The sequence below is a fragment of the Streptomyces sp. NPDC085524 genome (assembly GCF_044541755.1).
GTDB lineage: Bacteria > Actinomycetota > Actinomycetes > Streptomycetales > Streptomycetaceae > Streptomyces.
Genome location: NZ_JBITTH010000019.1, coordinates 16,403 through 35,029, shown reverse-complemented (window position 1 = coordinate 35,029; position 18,627 = coordinate 16,403). Strand labels below are relative to the sequence as shown.

Genomic DNA, 18,627 nt, shown 5'->3' with positions numbered 1-18,627 from the left:
CCCGCAGTTCCGGCACTCACCGCAGATACGTCCTCGGCGACCCGGCGGCTGCCCCGCGGGGCGCGATCATGCGCACGCCCGACAGCGGGCCTCCGGCGCCGAGGCGCTTTCGGACTCCTCTCACCAGTCTCCCCGCCGTGAAGCCCGCACCGTGCACGAATCGCATGGAAGGGCCGAATGAGGGAGCGGTCAGCAGCCCCGCGAAGAACAGCCCGGGCCAGGAGGACTCGAACCCGGGGCCGAGCTCCGGAGTCCCGGTGCTCCCCACGGTCGCGAGCGAGGCCCGCAGCCCCGCGTCGAGCAGCTCCAGCCGGGCCAGGTCCGGGGTGAAGCCGGTGGCCGCGATGACGTGCGCGGTGTCCAGGACCACCGATTCACCGGACCTGGTGGTCAGGCCGAGCCTGGTCCGCCCGCCCACGGCCGCCGCCCGGTGCAGTTCGTGCCCGAGCAGCACCGGCACCCGCCGCTCGAACCGCTCGCGCAGCCACCAGGCGCCGGCCGGCCCCAGCGCGGTCGCCGCGATCCGCTCCCGGCTCTGCGCGGGCAGCCGGCGCACCGCCCACGGCAGCTCCGCCCACGCCCAGCTGCGCCAGCCCGTGCCGAGACCGCTGTGCGGATCGCGCAGGGCGCGCAGCGCGGGCCGGCTCAGGGGCTGCGGCACGGTGTTCCAGTTCAGCCGGGAGCGCCGGGCGATCAGGGACGGCCGGGCGCCCTGCTCGGCCAGCAGCGCCGCGGTCTCCAGCGCCGCCTGCCCGGCCCCGAGCACGGCGACCTCCTGCCCGGCGAACCGGGTCAGGTCCCGGTGGCCGCTGCTGTGCGAGCAGTGGCCGGGCGGGAGCCCCCGCAGGGCCGCCGGGAGGTGGACGAACGGCATCACCCCGACCGCGAGGGCCACCGTACGGGCGAGCAGCTGCGGCCCCTCGGCGGTGCGGACGCGGAAGCCGTCGCCCTCGGGGGTGATCTCCGTGACGGTCACCTCCTCCACCTCGGGCGCGGCGTGCCGGGCGAACCACATCCCGTACGAGCTGAACGTGCCGATCGGCAGCGGAGTGCCGTGTTCCGCGCGCAGTCCGCGGGTGGCGCAGTAGTCGGCCAGGGTGTGCCGGCCGTCGGGGGCGGAGAGGTTGGAGGACCAGGGCTCCGACTTCAGGTACATCCCGTCGGGCATGTGGTCGCGCCAGGAGGCCATGGGCCGCCCGAGCAGCCGTACGTCGAGCCCCGCGCCGGCCGCGTGGGCGGCGATCGACAGCCCGTACGGGCCCGCGCCGACCACCACGAGATCGTCCATCCGCGTCACGGGCTCTCCTCCGGTTCCGCCCGCCGGACGGGCCCGGTCACCTGGTCACCAACTCGTCCGGCTCCGCCGGTGCCTCCGGCGGGGCCGGGTGTGCGGGCGGCGTCCGCCCCGTCCGGTCCGCGCCCCGCTGGCGGGGCGCCCGTACCGCCGCGAGCGCGGTGCGCCGGCCGCGCCCCGGGAACCCGCTCAGCACCCGGGCCCCCTTCCCGGCGCCCCGTCCCGCGAAGGCGGCGAGCATCGCCAGGAACGGCCACGGGTCGTCGGCCGCGAACCAGGCCGCCTCGACCGGCCCCCGCCGGGCCCGGGCGGAGCACCGGCCGCCCCGGAGCGCGGCCAGCAGGGCGTAGTTCTCGGCGACGAACACCCGGCCCGGTCCGCCCGAGGGCTCCGGTACCCGCTGGCCCGTCAGATCCAGGTACATCGCCTGTACGACGTCCAGCCCGGCCGAGTCGGTGAACAGCCTGAACTGCGCGCCCGGGCGCGGGTTGAAGTCCACGAGCCGGAAGGCGCCCCGCTCGTCCCTGCGGAAGTCCAGGTCCAGGATCCCCTGGTAGCCGAGCCGTTCGGCGAGCCGCAGCCCCGCCTCCTCCACCGCCGGGTCCGGCAGCCAGCGGCCGACCGCCGTCAGCCCCGTCCGCACCGGCCAGGACAGCTCCTTGCGCCCCGACCCGGTGAACAGCGGCCGCCCGCCACGGCCGAAGGCGCCGTGGAAGAACCAGTCGGTGTCCGGACCGGCCGGCAGGAACCGCTGGAGCAGCAGCGGGCTCCCCGCCTCGGCGGACCGTTCATAGAGCCGGACCGCCTCGGCGGCGGTCCGCACGAGCACGGTGCTCCGCAGCTCCCCGCCCCCGGCGGGCAGCAGCCACGGCCGGCTCCACTTGGCCACCAGGGGCAGGCCCAGCCGCCATGCGGCCCGTGCCGCGCCGGCCGCACTGCGCGGGACCGCCGTCTCCGGGTGCGGGATGTCCCAGCGCGCGCAGAGCCGGGCCAGCTCGGCCTTGTCCGCGACCCGGGCCGGCAGGTCGTCGGGCTGACGGGGGATCCGGAACCGGCCCTCCAGCATCGGCGCGACCCGCGCCACGGCGATCGCGCTCAGGTCGTCCATGGCGATGAGCACCGCCGGCCGCCCGATCCGCTCCGACACCCCGGTCAGACACTCCAGCAACGCCTCCGGCGCCTCCGGGTCCACCCCGCCGGACGGCCCGGGATGCACGGCGCGCAGATACCGCGAACGCCCCATGGGACCTCCCCCGGCCTCGACGACGGCATGGACCTCCACCCCCTTGCGGCCAAGGGATCTGACGGCGCCGAGGGTTCCGTGGTGGAACGGATTGCGGTCGAGTCTCAGCACAACAGCGGGCACATGGGCGGGATTCGCGTGCATGGCAACGGCGTCTTTCACCTAGTCGGACCAAGCGGAGGATGCTACGCAGATGCGAATGGCCTAGGAGGCCGTCACCCGGCAGGCCATTCGTCGGATCTGATGTCTAACGTCTTGGACAAGGACACCGATTCGGGAAAGCCCGGGGAGACGCCATGCGCAGACCACGCCGCCGGCTGGCGACCACCTGCATCGGTACGGCCGCGGCCGGACTGCTCGTCACCGGCGCCGCGCTCTCGGCGGCGCCCTCGAAGGGCTGGTCCGGACACGACGACATCGCCATGGGCGCCTATCTCGACTATGGACCGACCGGAGTCGCCCGGATCCCGCTCCTGTCGAACTGGCTGGGCGGCAAGGAGATCCGGGTGGGCCACACCTACCTGCCCGGCGACCAGTGGGCCGGCATCGAGGGACGGGTCTCGTTCCTGGCCGACTGGGCGGCGTGGCGGCTGTCCCGCTCCGACCGGATGTTCGTCCTCAACGTGCCCATGCAGGAGCGCAACGAGGACCACCTCTCCGACGCCCGGGTCGCCGAGCTGATCAGGGCGGGCGCGCAGGGCGCGTACGACGTGCACTTCCGCAGGCTCGCCGAGCGGCTGGTGACGCTGGGCGTCCCGGACACGGTGATCGTGCTCGGCTGGGAGATGAACGGCACCACCTACTCGCACCGCTGCGGGCCGGACCCGGAGAACTGGAAGGCGTACTGGAAGCGCATCGTCAACACGATGCGCTCCGTCCCCGGCCAGCGGTTCAAGTTCGATTTCGCCCCCAACCGGGGCACGGACGCGATCGGCTGGACCCGCTGCTACCCGGGCGACGACGTCGTCGACATCGTCGGAATGGATTCGTACGACCAGGATCCCGGTGACACCTTCGACGAGCAGATCTCCCAGCCGTACGGGCTCCAGCAGCAGGTCGACTTCGCAGAAGCACACGGCAAGGAGATCTCGTACCCGGAGTGGGGGCTGTTCCGGCGCGGGGACAACGCGGAGTACGTGCGGCGCATGCTCCAGTGGATCGAGCAGCACAAGCCGCTCTATCACACCATCACCGACTACTGCCCGCACGGCGTGTGGCAGTGCAAGCAGAACCCCGAGTCCTCGAAGGCCTTCCGCGAGGCCCTGACCCCCGAGAAGGCCGTCCCGGTCCCGACGCCGGTGGTCCCGACGCCGGTCGTCCCGACCCCCGTGATCCCGACGCCGGTGGTGCCCACCCCGGTCGTGCCCACGCCCGTCGTCCCGACGCCGCAGATCCCGACGCCCGAGATCCCTCCGATCCCGACGCCCGAGATCCCGCCCTTCCCGACGCCCGAGATCCCGCCCTTCCCGACGCCCGAGATCCCCCCGGTCCCGACACCGGTCGCCCCTCCTGTGAGCCCGAGCCCGCTCGTGCCGAAGCCCGAGCCGACCCAGGCCGCGACGCCGAAGCCCAAGCCCACGCCGAAGCCCAGGCCCACCCCCAGGCCCACCCCCAAGCCCACGCCGAAGCCCACGCCGAAGCCCACGCCCGAGCCGGAGGCCCCGCCGCAGAACCCCAGGCAGTGGTGCATGCCGCTGAACTTCGGCGAGTGGCTCTCCAAGCTCGTCGGCAGGCAGTCGGTCTGCGTGAAGGTCGACTGGGGCAAGGACTCCGGCTACTGGCCCTTCTAGACGGGTCATCGCACGCGCAGTTCGCCCAGCCGTGCCCGCCAGTCCCGGGCGGCCGGCAGCGCCTCGCGCAGCGCGTCGACCGCCCGCTCGCGCCCCGTCACCTGCGACTCGTGCAGCCGCAGCAGGGGTGCGAGCGCGGTCGTCGCCAGCAGGAAGCGCTGGTTGACGACCGTCTCGGGCCGCCAGTGGTTCTTGTACGGCTCGTTGCCGCGCAGGAAGCTCACCACCGGGCGGCCGTCGGCCAGCGCCTTCCCGGCCTCGTGGCGCAGCAGCAGCGTCGCCACGTCCACCTTCCGGGCGCGCAGCTCCGGGTCGGCCCCGTACAGGTAGCCGCCGCTCAGCCCGGCCGACAGCAGCGTGACGTTGGACGCCACCACCTTCCCGTCCAGCCGGAACTCCGTCAGCCGGCCCTCCCCCGCCCGCACCATCCGCCGGGTGGCCCGGGTCAGGTGCTCTGCGAAGCGCGGCCTGAGGTGCTCGGGGGTCACCCCGCGGCCCCGCCACTGCTTCTCGTGCAGCCGCAGCAGGGTCCGTACGGCTCGCGGCACTTCCTGTTCGGTGACCTCGTGCTCCTCGATCCCGACGGCGTCGGTCTTGCGCAGCTTGGCCCGGACCCGCTGGGCCCCGGAGGCCGGCATCCGCTTGACCAGCTCGTCGAAGGGCAGTGCGGGCAGCTCCATGCAGGTGGAGTCGGTGAGCCGGGCGCCGGTCCCCGGCCAGTACTTGTAGAGCTGCTCCACCAGGGCCCCGGGGCGGACCTCGCGCAGGTCGACGACGGCTCCCCGGGCGGCCCGGTGCAGCCCGCGGGCCAGCGCCGGGACGACCTGGTCGGCGTGCTCGGCGGCGACGAGCACGTCGAACCAGTCGGTGATGGCGCCGCCGAGCGGCACGAGCAGCGGCATCGGCCGGTGTACGAGCATCAGCGCCGCCGCGCCGACCAGCTCCTCGCCGCGCCGCACGAGGACGAGCCGCAGCCGGCCGTCCTTCCCGTACGACAGCCACCAGGAGTGCAGCCAGGCGTGGCTCTGGAAGGGGGTCGCGGTGGGACAGCCGCGGACGAGCCGGTTCCACGGCCCCTCCAAGGCGGCGAACTGCCGGGGGTCGCGGCACAGGGTCACCGACAACGACTGCCCCGCGGAGCCCTGGGTCATCGGACGGACTCCTTCTCCTTGGCGTCGGCGTGCTCACCCTGGGCCGGGAGGGAGGCGTACCCCTCCGTGCCCGGCTGGGCCTGCGCCTCTTCGGGACGCCGCGCCCGGCCGCCGGGCCGCGCGAGCAGCCACAGCCCGCCGAGCAGGCCGCCGGCGCACAGCCCGACCGCGCCGCTGATGGCGGCGGAGGGGGAGGCGGGTTCGGTCGGGGCGACGGCCTGGCTGAACAGCAGCAGCCTCACCCCGGTGTTCTTGGCGGCCTGGTTGCTGCTCAGCGAGAGCGCGTCGGCGACTGCGTTCGCGATGTCGGCGGCGCCGGAGGGGCTCTTCGAGGTGCCGGTGATGGCGATCATCGGGGACTCGGGGGAGGTCTCGGCCCGCACCTGGGTCCGCAGCTGCCGGGCGCTGACGCCCGCGCGGGGCTGGGCGTAGGCGAGCGTGGAACTGCTGGTGGCGATGCGGGCGTACGCCTGCGCGAAGCCGATGGCGGTGGCGGGTTCGGTGGTGTCGTCCGGGACCGCGACGATGAAGCTGGTGGCGGCGTACTCGGGTGCCTTGAGCACCCCGTACGCCCCACCCGCGGCCAGCCCCACCAGCGCGCACGCGGGCAGCGGCCACCAGGCCGGCAGCCGGCGGCGGCTCGGCCTGCGCCGCCCTGAACGGTGTTCGGATTCCTTCGGATCAACGGCGTCGGCCATGTGCGCGCGCTCGCTTCCTGTGTGTCGGGGAGTTCTTCACGAGCCCTTCCGGGCCCCCTGCGGGGTGCTTCGCTGCAACGCTCAACCGGTACCGGCCTGCCCGGGCGCGGCCCCTTGCCGCCGAACCGCCGGCCCGGCCGGCCCGGGCAACTCCAGCCCGGCCGGGGCCACATCCGGCCCCGCCGCGGCCGGATCCAGCCCCGCCGGCGTTCGAGGCGCGGGGTCCGGGGCGGAGCCCCGGGGGGCCCGCGCCCCGAGCGGCTCCGGCGCAGCCGGGGCCTGGGCCGTCCGCCCCGGCCCGGGCAGGTCAACCACCGCCCCACCGGGGTCCGGGGCGGCGGCCCCGGGGGTGTCGAGGGCCAGGGCGTACACGTCCAGCAGGCTGGCCGCGCTGCGCGCGATGTCGTAGTGGCGGGCCACCGGCGGCACCGGCAGCCGCTTGACCCCCGCCTCCATGTGCCCGCGCAGTGCCGCGACGAGTTCCTCCGTGCCGGTACCGATGCGGCGGGCCCCCGGCGCCTGCAGGGCCGGCAGGTCGTCGATGGCGGGGCAGGTCACGTACAGCCCGGGCAGTCCCGCCGCCAGGGCTTCGACCACCGCCAGCCCGAACGCCTCCTCCCGCGACGGGGAGACGAAGACGTCCATCGCGGCCAGCAGGGCCGGGATCCCCGGCGTGCGCCCGTCCGCGCTGTCGCCCAGCGGGTCCCGCTCCCCCAGGAGGTGGATCCTGCTCTGCGCACCCAGCTCCGCGGCCAGCCGGCGCAGCGCGGCCCGCTCCGGCCCGTCCCCCGCCAGGAGCAGGTGCGCCCCCGGCAGCGCCGCCACCGCCCGTACCAGTACGTCGAACCGCTTGCCCGGCACCAGCCGCCCGACCCCGCCGACCACGAAGGCCCGTTCCGGCAGGCCGGTCCTGGCCCGCGTCCCGCGCCGTACGCCCTCGTCGAAGCGGAACCGGGCGGCCTCGATCCCGTTCGGGACGACGTGCACCCGCTCGGCCGGCACCCCCCACGCCTCCAGGCGGGCGGCGACGGTGTCGGACACCGCGACCGTCGCCGCGCCGAGCCGCTCGCTGGCCAGGTACAGCCCCCGCACGCCGCGCGTCAGCGGCCGGCCCTCGATCTCGGCGTCCCCGAGGGAGTGTTCGGTGGCCACCGTCGCCCCGACGCCCGCGAGCCGCGCCGCGAGGCGCCCGTACACGCAGGCCCGGTACAGGTGCGTGTGCACGAGGTCGTACCGGCCGCGCCGGATGAACCGCACCAGCTTCGGCAGCGCCCCCAGGTCCCGGTTGCCGGTCATGCCCAGGTGCACGACCCGGACCCCGTCGGCGCGCAGCCCCTCGGCCACCGGCCCGGGGTTGGTCAGCGTGAGGACGTCGCACCGCATCGGCAGGTGCCGCAGCAGCAGCCGCAGTTGCTGCTCGGCGCCGCCGACGCCGAGTCCCGTGATGATGTGCAAGGCCTTCACGGCAGCACCACCCGTCGCATCTCCCGCACCTGGTGCCGCAGCTGCTTCACGCGCAGCCGCGCGCCCCCGTCGGCCTGGCTGACGTGGGTGCGCGGCAGGGCGTACCGGCCGGCCAGCCGCCCGGGGTCGATGGCGCAGGCGTACGCGTACCCGGCGGCCCGGGTCGCCTCGACGACCCGGCCGTCGAGGTGCCCGTACGGGTAGCAGAACCCCTCGGGCAGCACGCCGGTGAGCTCGCGCAGCAGGTCGCGGCTGCCCCGCAGCTCCTGCTGGAGCACGTCGTCGGCGGCCGCGGTGAGGTCCTGGTGCAGCAGTCCGTGGGAGCCGATCTCCTGTCCGGAGTCGGCGATCTCCCGTACGCCCTCGGCGGTGAGCAGGGCCTTGCGGGGCCCCAGCGGGTCCCACACGTTGTCCACGCCGAGCCTGCCGGGCAGCACGAAGAGGGTGGCGGTGAAGCCGTGGCGGCGCAGCAGCGGCAGCGCCATGGTCAGGAAGTCGCCGTAGCCGTCGTCGAAGGTCAGCCCGACCAGCCCGGCGCCGCGCCCGGCCGCGCGGGCCCGCAGCAGCTCGCCGACGGACACTCCGCGCAGGCCGCGGGAGCGCAGCCACAGCAGCTGGGCCTCCAGGGCGACGGGGGTGACGGTGATGCCGTACGGGTCCTCGGCGGGGTCGGTGAACTCGGCCACCGAGTGGTACATCAGGACCCACGGCAAGGCGGTCCGGCGGGGTGGGTCCACCACGGCGGCGGGGGCCGTGTCGGTGTCAGCGGACATTGCGGAACCTCTGCGTGAGCTGGGAGATCTGAGCGGGCAGGGCGGTGACTTCGAGGGCTCGTATGGCCGTGCCGGTGGCCCCGAACATGGCCGGGACCAGCAGGCAGCCGAGTCCGGCGCTGAGCAGCGGGTCGGGGATCATCGGCCCGGCGATCCAACCGGTGGCTCCGGCCGCGACGGCCGCGACGCCGAGCCGCCCGATGCTGACGGCGACCCGGCGGACCTGGATGGCGACGATCCGGGAGCCGAGGCCGGTGAGCAGGAGGGCGGCGGTGGTGGTGATGCCGGCCGCGTTGGCGGCGGCGATGCCGTAGGTGCCCCACCAGCGGACGGCGAAGGCTCCGGCGACGATGTTGACGAGGAGCCCGCCGCCCATCGCGCACGCCGGGAACCAGGTGGGCCGGGCGGTCGAGAAGAAGGGCCGGGACAGCGCCCCGACGAGGCAGTGCCCGAGGAGGCCGAGCCCGTACACCCGCATCACGGAGGCGGTGGCGAGGGTGTCCTGGTGCGTGAAGGCCCCCCGCTCGAACAGGACTTGGATGATCTGGGGCGCGTAGCCGATGACGAGTGCGGTGCCCATGAGCACGGCGAGCGAGGCCAGCGCCAGGTCCCGCTCGACGCGGCGCCGGGCCTTCTCGCGCTCGCCGCCGGCCATGGCCTGGGCCACGACGGGGAAGGTGACGGTGCAGATCATCAGCGACAGCACCATCGGCATCTGCGCGACCTTCTGCGCGTAGTTCAGGTGCGAGATCGCCCCGGGCGGCAGGGAGGCGGCGAGGAACCGTTCGACGAGCACCTGCGACTGCCGGGACACCGCGAAGAAGACCACCGGCGCGATGACCCCGAAGGCGATGAGGGTGGGCCGGTCGCGGTCGCGCTGGCTGCGGGCGGCGCCACGGCCGCGGGGGGTTCCGAAGCCGACGTTCCTGATGAAGGAGGGCAGTTGGACGAGGACCATCAGCAGCCCGCCGACGGCGACACCGGCCGCGGCGGCCCGGACCCCCCACAGGGCGTGGAGGGCGACCATCGTGCCGATGATGCCGATGTTGTACGAGACGTAGATCGCGGCGGGCGGTACGAAGGAGCGGTGGGCGCGCAGCGCCGCGCTGAAGTATCCGGCGACTCCGAAGGAGAGCACGGTCAGGGCGGTCAGCCGGGTGCACTGGACGGCGAGTCCGGGGTCGGGCAGCCCGGGGGCGAGTACGGAGACGACGGCCGGCGCGGCGGCGACGAGCAGTACGGCGACCACGGCGAGGAAGAGCACGAGCCGCGGCAGGGTCGCCCCCACGAGCAGCCGTACGGGGTCCTGCGCGCGGGCCTCCTTGCGCGTGAGCCCGGTCCGGGCGGCGGCCCGCCGGGCGAGGGCATGGCTGAAGGCGGGCACCATGAGCAGTGCCATGGCGTCCTCGATGAGCAGCGTCGAGGCCATCTCCGGCACGGTCCAGGCGATCAGGAACGCGTCGCTGTCGTGGCCGGCCCCGAAGAGGTGCGCGATGGTCTGGTCCCGCACCAGCCCGAACACCGCCCCGGCGGCGGTGAGTCCGGCGGTGACGGCCGCGGCCTTCGCCAGGAACCGCCCGAGCGGCTGGCTCCCGCCGAGCGCCTCGGCCGGCGCGGCGGCGGGGGACCCGGTCGTGCGGCCGTCCCGCCCGCCGTCCGTCCCGGCGTCCCCGGGCCGGCCACTGCCGGCTGCCACCGGCCCACCGGCCCACGCGGCGATCCGCACGCTCCGCGGCCCGGGATCACCGCCCGCGTACCCGGCAGGGCCGTACCCGGCCTGCCCGCCGAACCCGCCCGCGTACCCGGCGGATCCGAAGGCCGCCGAGGACGGGACGCCCGACGCCCCCGGGGCCCGGCCCGGCCCGTCCCCGGGCTCCGCAGGGCCGTCGCCGGAACGGGGCGACGCCCCGCCCGCCGGGCCGTCGGGCGGCCGCGGCAGGCCGCCCGTCACGAAGCCGGGGTCCGACACGGCCGGTACGGCCGGGTCCGGGGCCGCCGGGACATGGGCGGGGCCCGCCCCGGCCGGGGGGCCGGAGGCGGGCCGCCAGGGTGTGGTGTCCGTCACGGGCCGTCCGCACCCGGAACGGCGCGCATGCCGGTGCGCCCGCCCGCGGCAGCAACCGCACCGCCGCGCGAGCGGCCTCCCGAACCGCCGCCCTCCGGGGAGGGAAGCGCCCACCAGGCCGCCAGGCCGACGATCACACCGGTCAGGACCGTGGACGGCCCGCCGATGTCCGCGTACAGGAAGTCGACGAGCTGCCACACGAACAGGCCGACCGCGATCAGCCCGCAGTCCCGCATGTGCGCGTCACCCCGCAGGCCCGCGCCCCGCACGCGCCCGCCGGGGGCGAGCCGGCTGAGGCCGGCCACCAGCAGCACCGCCCAGCCGCCCGCCAGCGCCGTCAGGCCGGTCAGCCCCTGCTCACTGAGGACCAGGAGGTACATGTTGTGCGGCGAGAGCAGCGGCTGGCGGAGGAACGCCTGGCCCGCGCCGGCCGTGTCGCTGCCGGAGGACAGCCCCAGCGAGGAGTGCCCGTCCCGGTTGGCCGGGAAGCCCTTCAGTCCGACCCCCACCGCGGGCCGCTCGCGCCACATCGACTCGGCCGCGGCCCACATCGTGTAGCGGTCGGTCACCGACTGGTCGGGCGCGCTGGACACCTGGGTGATCGAGGCCAGCCGTTCGCCGACCATGTCGGAGCCGACCCCGAGCCCGCCCACCAGGACCACCCCGGCGGCGCACAGCGCGACCAGCACCTTCAGGGCCCGCCGGATCCCCGCCAGGACGATGACCAGCAGGGCCGCCCCCGAGGTGGCGATCCACGCGCCCCGGCTGAACGACAGCACCAGCGGCACCACGAGCAGCAGCGCGACGCCCCCGGCGGTCCGCCGGACCCGCGGCGCGAGGCCCGGGGCCAGGGCCAGCGCGGTCGCCGCGATCAGCCCGTACGCCACCACCGTGGCCATGCCCATGACGTCGCCGGGGCCGAAGGTGCCCACGGCTCGGATGTCCTCGCCCTGGTACGAGGCCCCGGTGTGGGTCGCGTACTGCACGACCCCCAGCGCGCCCTGCACCAGCGCCAGCACCAGGAAGCACCCGGCGGCGAGCCGGAACTCCCCCGCGTCGCGCACCAGCAGCACCACCGCCGCCGGGACCAGGACGAAGACCTGCAGGTAGCGCACGAAGCCCGGCAGGGCCGCGTACGGGTCCCCCGCGGTCATCGTCGCCACCGCGAGCCCCACCCCGGGCGCCCCGAGCACGAGCACGCCGAGCGGGCTCAGCACCCGCACCCGGCCGCGCACCGCCTGCACGGCGCACACGGACACCAGCAGCAGCGAGGCCGCGTCGGCCGGGCCGACCTTCCCCGAGGCGGTCGCGTCCCCGGCCGGGAGCGGGGCGAGGAGGAACAGCACGGTCGCGGCGAGCGGAAGCAGCGGCCAGTGCCGCCGCAGCAGCACCGGCAGCGGCCCACCGGGCCGCAGTACGCCCTTCGGGTAAGGGGATACCGCAAGGCTCATCAGCTGCCCCCCAGCCGGAAGCGGAAGAAGGAGGCCGCGGTGCGGGCGAGGATCCACAGGTCCTGCCACAGCGACCAGGTGTCGATGTAGTGGTTGTCGAAGCGGGCCCGGTCCTCGATGGAGGTGTCCCCGCGCAGGCCGTTGATCTGGGCCAGGCCGGTGATGCCGACGGGCATCCGGTGCCGGGCCTCGTAGCCGGGGTGGACGGTGGAGAACTTGGCCACGAAGAAGGGCCGTTCGGGCCGGGGACCGACCAGGCTCATGTCACCCCGGACGACGTTCCACAGCTGCGGCAGCTCGTCCAGAGAGGACTTGCGCAGGAAGGAGCCGACCGCGCTCATCCTGCGGTCGCCCGCGACCGTCCACCGGGTGGCGGCCTCGTGCGCGTCGGCGCGCAGGGTACGGAACTTCAGCAGGGTGAAGGGCCGCCCGTACAGGCCGACCCGCTCCTGCCGGAAGATCACCCCCGGCCCGTCCCCGATCCGCACGGCGAGCGCGCAGGCGGCCATCACGGGGGCCGCCGCGACCAGCGCGAGCAGCGCGAGCACGGCGTCGATGCCGCGCTTCGCCCACCGCTCCAACGGCCGTGCCGGGCGCGGCAGCAGCGGCTGCACGGCGTACCCCCACAGCTGGTCGGCGGGGCACGCCACGCGCATGCCGGTGACCTTGGCGGTGCCGGCCGGGTCGGCGAGCCAGAGCCGGCAGCCGTGGTCGTGGAAGAGCCGGACCAGGGAGGCGGTGCGCTCGTCGGCCTCGGGCGGGCGGGTGAACACCGCGTGCCGGACGGAGTTCTGGATCACCGCGCGCCGGATGTCCTCGTGGGTGGCGAGCAGCGGCATCGGACCTCCCTCCCCTGCGGCGGCGGCCTCGGTGTCGGCGATTCCGACCGGACGCAGGCCGAACTCGGGGCGGGAGTGCAGGGCCGCGGCCACCGCGCCCGCCCCGGCGCCGGGTCCGACGACGAGGGCGGACGCGGGCCTGCGCACGGCCGTGCGGCGCAGGCACTGGTTGACGAACCCGCGTCCCGCGCACGTCAGTACGGCCATGACGCAGACGGCGCTCAGCAGGACGCCCCACCCGAGGGCCCGGCCGGAGCCGGCGGCCCAGACCGCCGCGACCGTGCACCACACCACCGCGGACCGCCCGGCCAGCAAGGGCAGTTCGCGGAGCGCGGAGGGGGCGAGCCTCGGCCGGTACAGCCCGGCCTGCGCGTGCAGGGCCGCGAGGAGCAGGGCCACGGGAACGGGCGCCCCGGCCGGCAGCGCCGGTGCGGGCAGGGCCGCCACGGTCAGTACGGCGGCCAGTGCGTCTGCGGTGAGCAGCGGGAGCACCCGCCCGCGGCGGCGGACCCGCTGCGGGCGCACGGCGGGCCGGGCCCGGTCGGCCTCGGGCCCGCGCGGGGGGTGGATGGCCGCCTGGGCGCGGCGTACTGCGGTGGTGCCGGCCGCCGGCCCGGGGCCGCCCTGCCCGGTGTGCCGCCGGGCGGGTGCGCTGTCCATCGTCATCGGGTGTTGCGCTCCTGGTTCAAGGGCCGGGGCCTGCCCAGCAGTTCGTGGTACAGACCGGTGACCGCATCCGTGGTCCGCCGCACGTCGAATTCGGTCAGTGCGTGCTGCCGGGCCTGCTCTCCGAGTCCGGCGAGCAGCCGCGGCTCGGCGAGCAGCGCTCCCAGGGCCTTGGCCAGGGCCGTCGGGTCCTCCGGCGGTACCAGGCACAGGCGTCCCTGGCCGGGCGGCAGGCTCTCCCGGGCCCCGCTGACGTCCGAGACCAGGACCGGGCGGCCGCAGGCCATCGCTTCGAGCGGGGCGAGCGCCATGCCTTCCCACCGCGACGGCAGTACAACGAGATCGGCGGCCCGAAGCCACGGTCGGATGTCCCGGGCGGCTCCCGCGAAGAGCACGCTCGCGCCCGACGGGGCCGCCGTGCGGCGCAGCCTTTCGGCGTCGGGCCCGTCGCCGACGAGGGCGAGGCGGGCTCCGGGGACGGTGCCGAGCAGCTCCGGCCAGGCGCGCAGCAGGACGTCCTGCCCCTTCTGCTGGCAGATCCGGCCCACGCAGACGGCGAGCGGGCCGTCGCCCCGGAAGTCGGCGGGCAGCGGCAGCCCGGCGCGGGCGAGGGCCTTGTCGTGGTCGGGGTCCGGGGAGCCGGGGCGGAAGTGGTCGAGGTCCACGCCGTTGCGGATCACCGACCAGTGGGCGGTGATGCCCTCGGCCTCGCCGGCGCGGCGTTCGGCCTCGCTGACGCAGAGCACCCGGTCGGCCCAACGGGCTCCGTACCGCTCCCAGCGCAGGGCGAGGGCGGCGGTGGCCCCGCCGACGGCGTCGAAGGACCAGGCGTGCGGCTGGAAGACGGTGGGCAGTGCGCCGCGCGCGGCGAGCCGCCCGGCCAGGCCCGCCTTGGCGCTGTGGGCGTGCAGCACGTCGGGCCGGACGCGGCTCAGCAACCGCCGGGCGCCGAGGAGTTCGGCGGGCAGCCCGGGTCCGGGGGCCCGCCCGGCGCGCCAGGTGAGCACCTCGGCCCCGGCGGCCCGGGCGGCGTCGGCGAGGACACCGCCGCGCGGGCAGCCGACGACGGTGCGCAGGCCTTCGGCGCTCTGGGCGCGGACGAGGTCGGTGACGACCCTGGCCACGCCGCCGTCGACGGGCTGGACGAGGTGGAGGACGGTCGCGGGCCGTGCGGCCCGTGGCTGTGTGGGCACGTGGAGTGCTCCTACGTTCAGCGGCGCGCGTCTGTCTGAACGAAGAGCACACCGAGGAAATGACCCTGACTTTCGCCCTTGAACCTGAAGTGCAGGCTGTGGGCGCCACCGGACAGGGCGGGACTCAGGTCGAACACGTCCGCGTCATATCCGAGGTTGTTGATGTGTTCGGGCTGTCGCGCGAACGAGTGATCCCCGAATTCTGTGATCGTGGAATTCATAACATCATTAAAAGGATTTTCTGCATCGCCGAGGGTGACCCGGCGCCCGCTGTCCGAGGTCACGGTGAGTGAGTCCCCGAGGGTCCCGCGGTCCCCGTCGTAGCCGACCAGCCCGACCTTCCCCGCGGACCCCGCCGGCGCCCTCAGCCCGTCGACCTCGACGATCCCGTCGGCGGCGCGGGCCTCCAGCACCTCGAAGCCGTCCCACAGCGAGATCCGGCGCAGCGGCTCCTTCGGGTGGTCGTAGGCCGCCACCAGCGTCCAGCCGCCCCAGGCCCCCGCCTCGGAGTGGCCCATGGCGACGTTCAGCTGCGAGACCGTCCACACCCCGGCCCCGCCCTTGCGCACCATCGGGGTCACGTCGGCCGAGGCCTGGTAGGCATCGCTGCCGGAGTCCGTGCGGTGGCCCATCACCGTGTCGGCGAGGACCTCCTTGTAGGCGCCGCCGGGCTCGGCGACCAGGACGCGGCCGTTGTCCTCCGGCGGCTTCTGCTCGCCCACCCGCAGGTTCCCGCCCCAGTAGAGGCGGGCGTACGAGACCTTCGCGCCCTGCGGGATCCGGAGCTCGGCCCGGGTGGAGTTGTAGGTGTCCGGGTCCGCGTCGACCTCGTTGTAGAACATCTCGAAGTCGCCGTTGACCCCCGCCGCACCCCGCTCGACCTCCGCACAGGACGCGGCCTGCGGGGACTCCTGCCGCCGGCAGCCGATGGAGGAGTTGGAGGCCCGGACCAGCCCGCCGTGCTGCACGGCCTGGTAACGCTCGGTGAAGGGGACCCGGGGCAGTTCTTTCGGAGACGGGGCGCCCGAGGCCGGTGACGCGGAAAGGACCAGGCAGGACAGCAGACCGAGCGTGCCGAGGATTCTGCGGGAGGAACCCATGACGCAGTCTCCATTTTCGATCAACGGGACAAAACAGGAGTGCACTTTGTCAGAAATCGGGCTGGAAATCACGTCGGACTCGCTCGTACGGCCTTTCGGGCGATTGCGCGCACCTTCCGGACCGGCGGGTCGTTATGGCTTGCACCATTGTTCGAACCGAAAGGAATTACGGAGATGAAGAAGAGGCTGGTGCGCGGCACCACCATGGCCGTCGCAAGCGCCGCGATGCTGATGGGCGGCGCGGGCCTCGCCTCCGCGCACGGCGGGGACGGCGCGACGGCGGACGGATTCGCGGGCGGCTCCCCCGGCGTCCTGTCCGGCAACCTGCTCCAGGTCCCGGTGGACGTCCCGGTCAACGTCTGCGGCAACACCGTCAACGTGATCGCCCTGCTGAACCCGGCGTTCGGCAACACCTGCGTGAACGCCTGACCGTCAACCGTGCCGCCCGAAACGGCTGCATCCGGGTGAAGCCACGCAACCCAAACCGGGGCCGGGCCGTTGATCCGGGTGCTCCACTACCGGGCAATCCTGCAAAAAAGGGACGACAATGATCAAGAAGATGATGGCCTCGGCCGCGGTTGCCGCCTCGGTCGTGGGCATGGGTGCGGCCATGGCGCCGCAGGCGATGGCGATCGGCAACGACCACGGCATCAACACCGTGAACGGCAACGGCGCCTCGCAGATCTACGGCAACCAGGCCACCTACGGCAACATGAGCCCGCAGATGGCCCTGATCCAGGGCTCCTTCAACAAGCCCTGCATCGCCCTGCCCGCGAAGGCCAACGTGCAGTCCGTGCTGGCCCTGGTCAACGTCGGCGTCCAGGACATCCCGGTCCTGTCCAGCCCGCAGAACCAGCAGTGCACCGAGAACTCCACGCAGGCCAAGGGTGACGAGGCCCTCTCGCACATCCTGGACAACATCCCGGTGCTCTCCGGCAACGCCTCCGCCGGCAGCTGACCGAGCCCCGTGCCGCGAGGCCGCCGCACCTTCGGGTCGCGGCGGCCTCGCCGCTTGTGGGTTTCCGGCGCACCCGATCGAAAAGGGTTTCACCGGAAATCCGCCGCCACACCGGAACCGGAATTCCGGCAGGGCATCGGAGTGAATTTCCCGAGCGCCGCCGAAAACAGCCGGTTTCTTTTGCCCCGGACACTCGTTGTTAATTCTGCAGTGGATACGCCTCTGCGGGAAGGATCGAAAACAAATGACGTACAAGAAGGCAGTGGTGCTGGCCGCCGGCGTTCTGATGGCTGCCGGTGCCGCCTCCCCCGCCATGGCCGACTCGGACGCCGCGGGTATCGCGAAGGACTCCCCCGGCGTCCTGTCCGGCAACCTGCTCCAGGTCCCGGTGCACGTCCCGGTCAACGTCTGCGGCAACACCGTCAACGTGATCGCCCTGCTGAACCCGGCGTTCGGCAACACCTGCGTCAACGCCTGACGAAGCTCTTGTGCCCGCAAGGGCAACCTCCTCGACGGTGGCCTCGGAGTGCACGGCGGTGCACTCCGAGGCCACCTTCGATCCAGCACCGGCGCCACCGCCGGTAGACAGGGAAGGACCCATGCGACAGGTACTGAGCCGACAGGTACTGGGCAAGGGGATGCTCACGGCGGCGGCCGCTTCGAGCCTGCTGTCGATCGCGACCGGTGCGGCCTACGCACACCCCGGAGCGACGGCCGAGGCCTCTCATTCGCCGGGTGTGCTGGCAGGCAACAGCGTCTCGGTACCGATCACCTTCGCGCCGAACGTGTGCGGCAACAGCGTGGACGCCGGGGCGGGACTCAACCCCGCGTTCGGCAACACGTGCGCCACCACGACCGGCTCCCACGCCGACGAGGACCACGACTACTCGCGCTACCTCAGCCCCGAGAACGCCGAGGCCCTGGATCGCTACCTCGACGAGCGCGAGGCACGGCACCGGGTCCCGGAGCAGCGCCACGACTCCCCCCGCGACGAGCGCGGCCAGGGCGGCTACGGGGACTCCGGCGAGCAGCAGCAGCGCCACGAGACCCCGCGCGGCCAGGGCGGCTACGGCCACTCCGACGAGGACCGGCAGTCCCACCAGACCCCCCGCGGCCAGGGCGGCTACGACCACCCCGGCGGGCAGCAGCAGGGCGGGGAGGAGTGCGACGACCACCCCCGCCCCGAGGCGGAGCACCCGGCCCCCGTGCCGCACCCGGCGCCTCCCGCTCCCCCGAAGCCGCAGCCGAAGCCGCACCCCGTGGAGGAGCTGCCGCCACCGGCCCCGGTCGAGGAGGCCCCCAAGCCGCTCCCCGCCCCGGCCCCGGCTCCCGCCCCCGAGGCGCCCGTCGCGGAACTCCCCCCGCCGCCGCCGGTCCCGGTGCCCGAGGCGCCCGTACAGGAGGCGCCCGCGCCGCTCCCCGCTCCGGCGCCCGTACCGGCACCGGTCGAGGAGGCCCCGCAGCCGCTCCCCGCCCCCGCACCGCAGGTCCCCGCCCCCGCGCCCGGCGCGGAGGAGGCTCCCGCACCGCGGCCGCCGCACGGGAGCCAGCCCGTGGAGCGTCCGGCCGACCAGCCTCCGGCCGCCCCCGCAGGTGACACCCCGGTCCACCTGCCCGCGGCCCCGGCCCCGGCTCCCGCTCCGCAGGCTCCCGCTCCGCAGGCCCCCGCGCCCGCGCCCGTCCCCGCACCGGCGCACCTGACCGCGCCCGCGCTGGCGGAGACCGGCGCGGGGCAGCCCGCGGCCGCGGCGGCCCTCGCGTCGGCCCTGATCCTGGGCGGCGCCATTCTGTACCGGCGGTCGCGCATCGCCTGACCGGCATTACCGGTAATCCCGGTAATCCCGGTAATCGGAAGAAATACCGGCCGGAGAATCCCCAGCGGATTCTCCGGCCGCTGCCATGTCCGCACTATGCGCCCGCACCCCTCCGCGTTTCCGTACGG

15 protein-coding genes and 1 pseudogene are annotated in these 18,627 nt (G+C 74.7%); 5 read left to right on the top strand and 11 right to left on the bottom strand.

Annotation, left to right across the window (positions count from 1 at the left end; translation table 11 throughout):
• Positions 1–16: 16 nt before the first annotated feature.
• Positions 17–1,288 (bottom strand): NAD(P)-binding domain-containing protein, encoded by a 1,272-nt coding sequence (locus ACIGFK_RS26925; RefSeq protein WP_376657491.1) that lies wholly within the window; start codon positions 1,286–1,288, stop codon positions 17–19.
• 46 nt (positions 1,289–1,334) lie between these two features.
• Positions 1,335–2,681, bottom strand: a complete 1,347-nt coding sequence (locus tag ACIGFK_RS26920) for an ATP-grasp domain-containing protein (protein WP_376657486.1) — start codon at positions 2,679–2,681, stop codon at positions 1,335–1,337.
• Between the two features lie 152 nt (positions 2,682–2,833).
• On the opposite strand from ACIGFK_RS26920, the gene ACIGFK_RS26915 reads away from it, so the two are divergent.
• Entirely contained in the window at positions 2,834–4,327 is a 1,494-nt protein-coding gene (locus ACIGFK_RS26915) for a glycoside hydrolase family 26 protein (RefSeq protein ID WP_400053890.1), read from the top strand.
• Positions 4,328–4,332: 5 nt separating this feature from the next.
• On the opposite strand, the gene ACIGFK_RS26910 is transcribed toward ACIGFK_RS26915, so the two are convergent.
• The 9 genes and pseudogenes from ACIGFK_RS26910 to ACIGFK_RS26870 all read right to left on the bottom strand — a co-directional run bounded on the left by ACIGFK_RS26910 (position 4,333) and on the right by ACIGFK_RS26870 (position 15,727).
• On the bottom strand, positions 4,333–5,478 hold the full coding sequence (locus ACIGFK_RS26910; protein WP_376657488.1) for a GNAT family N-acetyltransferase: 1,146 nt from the start codon (positions 5,476–5,478) through the stop codon (positions 4,333–4,335).
• Entirely contained in the window at positions 5,475–6,176 is a 702-nt protein-coding gene (locus tag ACIGFK_RS26905; protein ID WP_400053888.1) for a lipopolysaccharide biosynthesis protein, read from the bottom strand. The genes ACIGFK_RS26910 and ACIGFK_RS26905 overlap by 4 nt, the downstream gene beginning before the upstream one ends.
• A 348-nt stretch (positions 6,177–6,524) precedes the next feature.
• Positions 6,525–7,640, bottom strand: a pseudogene (locus tag ACIGFK_RS26900) (glycosyltransferase); the annotation flags it as partial.
• Entirely contained in the window at positions 7,637–8,413 is a 777-nt protein-coding gene (locus ACIGFK_RS26895) for a polysaccharide deacetylase family protein (protein WP_376661553.1), read from the bottom strand. The gene ACIGFK_RS26895 and the pseudogene ACIGFK_RS26900, both read right to left, overlap by 4 nt.
• On the bottom strand, positions 8,403–10,478 hold the full coding sequence (locus ACIGFK_RS26890) for a lipid II flippase MurJ (RefSeq protein ID WP_376661552.1): 2,076 nt from the start codon (positions 10,476–10,478) through the stop codon (positions 8,403–8,405). Before ACIGFK_RS26890 ends, ACIGFK_RS26895 begins: the two co-directional genes overlap by 11 nt.
• Positions 10,475–11,929, bottom strand: coding sequence for an O-antigen ligase family protein (locus ACIGFK_RS26885; RefSeq protein WP_386464974.1), 1,455 nt, complete (start codon positions 11,927–11,929; stop codon positions 10,475–10,477). Before ACIGFK_RS26885 ends, ACIGFK_RS26890 begins: the two co-directional genes overlap by 4 nt.
• Entirely contained in the window at positions 11,929–13,434 is a 1,506-nt protein-coding gene (locus tag ACIGFK_RS26880) for an exopolysaccharide biosynthesis polyprenyl glycosylphosphotransferase (protein WP_376661550.1), read from the bottom strand. The genes ACIGFK_RS26885 and ACIGFK_RS26880 overlap by 1 nt, the downstream gene beginning before the upstream one ends.
• On the bottom strand, positions 13,431–14,627 hold the full coding sequence (locus ACIGFK_RS26875; RefSeq protein ID WP_376661549.1) for a glycosyltransferase: 1,197 nt from the start codon (positions 14,625–14,627) through the stop codon (positions 13,431–13,433). Before ACIGFK_RS26875 ends, ACIGFK_RS26880 begins: the two co-directional genes overlap by 4 nt.
• 17 nt (positions 14,628–14,644) lie before the next feature.
• Entirely contained in the window at positions 14,645–15,727 is a 1,083-nt protein-coding gene (locus tag ACIGFK_RS26870) for a DUF3344 domain-containing protein (protein WP_376661548.1), read from the bottom strand.
• Between the two features lie 174 nt (positions 15,728–15,901).
• Between ACIGFK_RS26870 and ACIGFK_RS26865 the strand changes: the two genes are divergently transcribed.
• The 4 genes from ACIGFK_RS26865 (at position 15,902) to ACIGFK_RS26850 (ending at position 18,499) form a co-directional block, all read left to right on the top strand.
• On the top strand, positions 15,902–16,156 hold the full coding sequence (locus tag ACIGFK_RS26865; protein ID WP_376661547.1) for a chaplin: 255 nt from the start codon (positions 15,902–15,904) through the stop codon (positions 16,154–16,156).
• A 118-nt stretch (positions 16,157–16,274) separates the two neighbouring features.
• A complete protein-coding gene (locus tag ACIGFK_RS26860) occupies positions 16,275–16,685 on the top strand; it encodes a rodlin (protein ID WP_376661546.1) in 411 nt (136 codons plus the stop codon).
• Between the two features lie 244 nt (positions 16,686–16,929).
• Positions 16,930–17,163 carry a chaplin gene (locus ACIGFK_RS26855; protein ID WP_386464966.1) on the top strand — a complete coding sequence of 78 codons (234 nt, stop codon included), beginning with the start codon at positions 16,930–16,932 and terminating at the stop codon, positions 17,161–17,163.
• Between the two features lie 121 nt (positions 17,164–17,284).
• Positions 17,285–18,499, top strand: coding sequence for a chaplin (locus ACIGFK_RS26850; protein WP_376661681.1), 1,215 nt, complete (start codon positions 17,285–17,287; stop codon positions 18,497–18,499).
• Positions 18,500–18,627 lie beyond the last annotated feature (128 nt).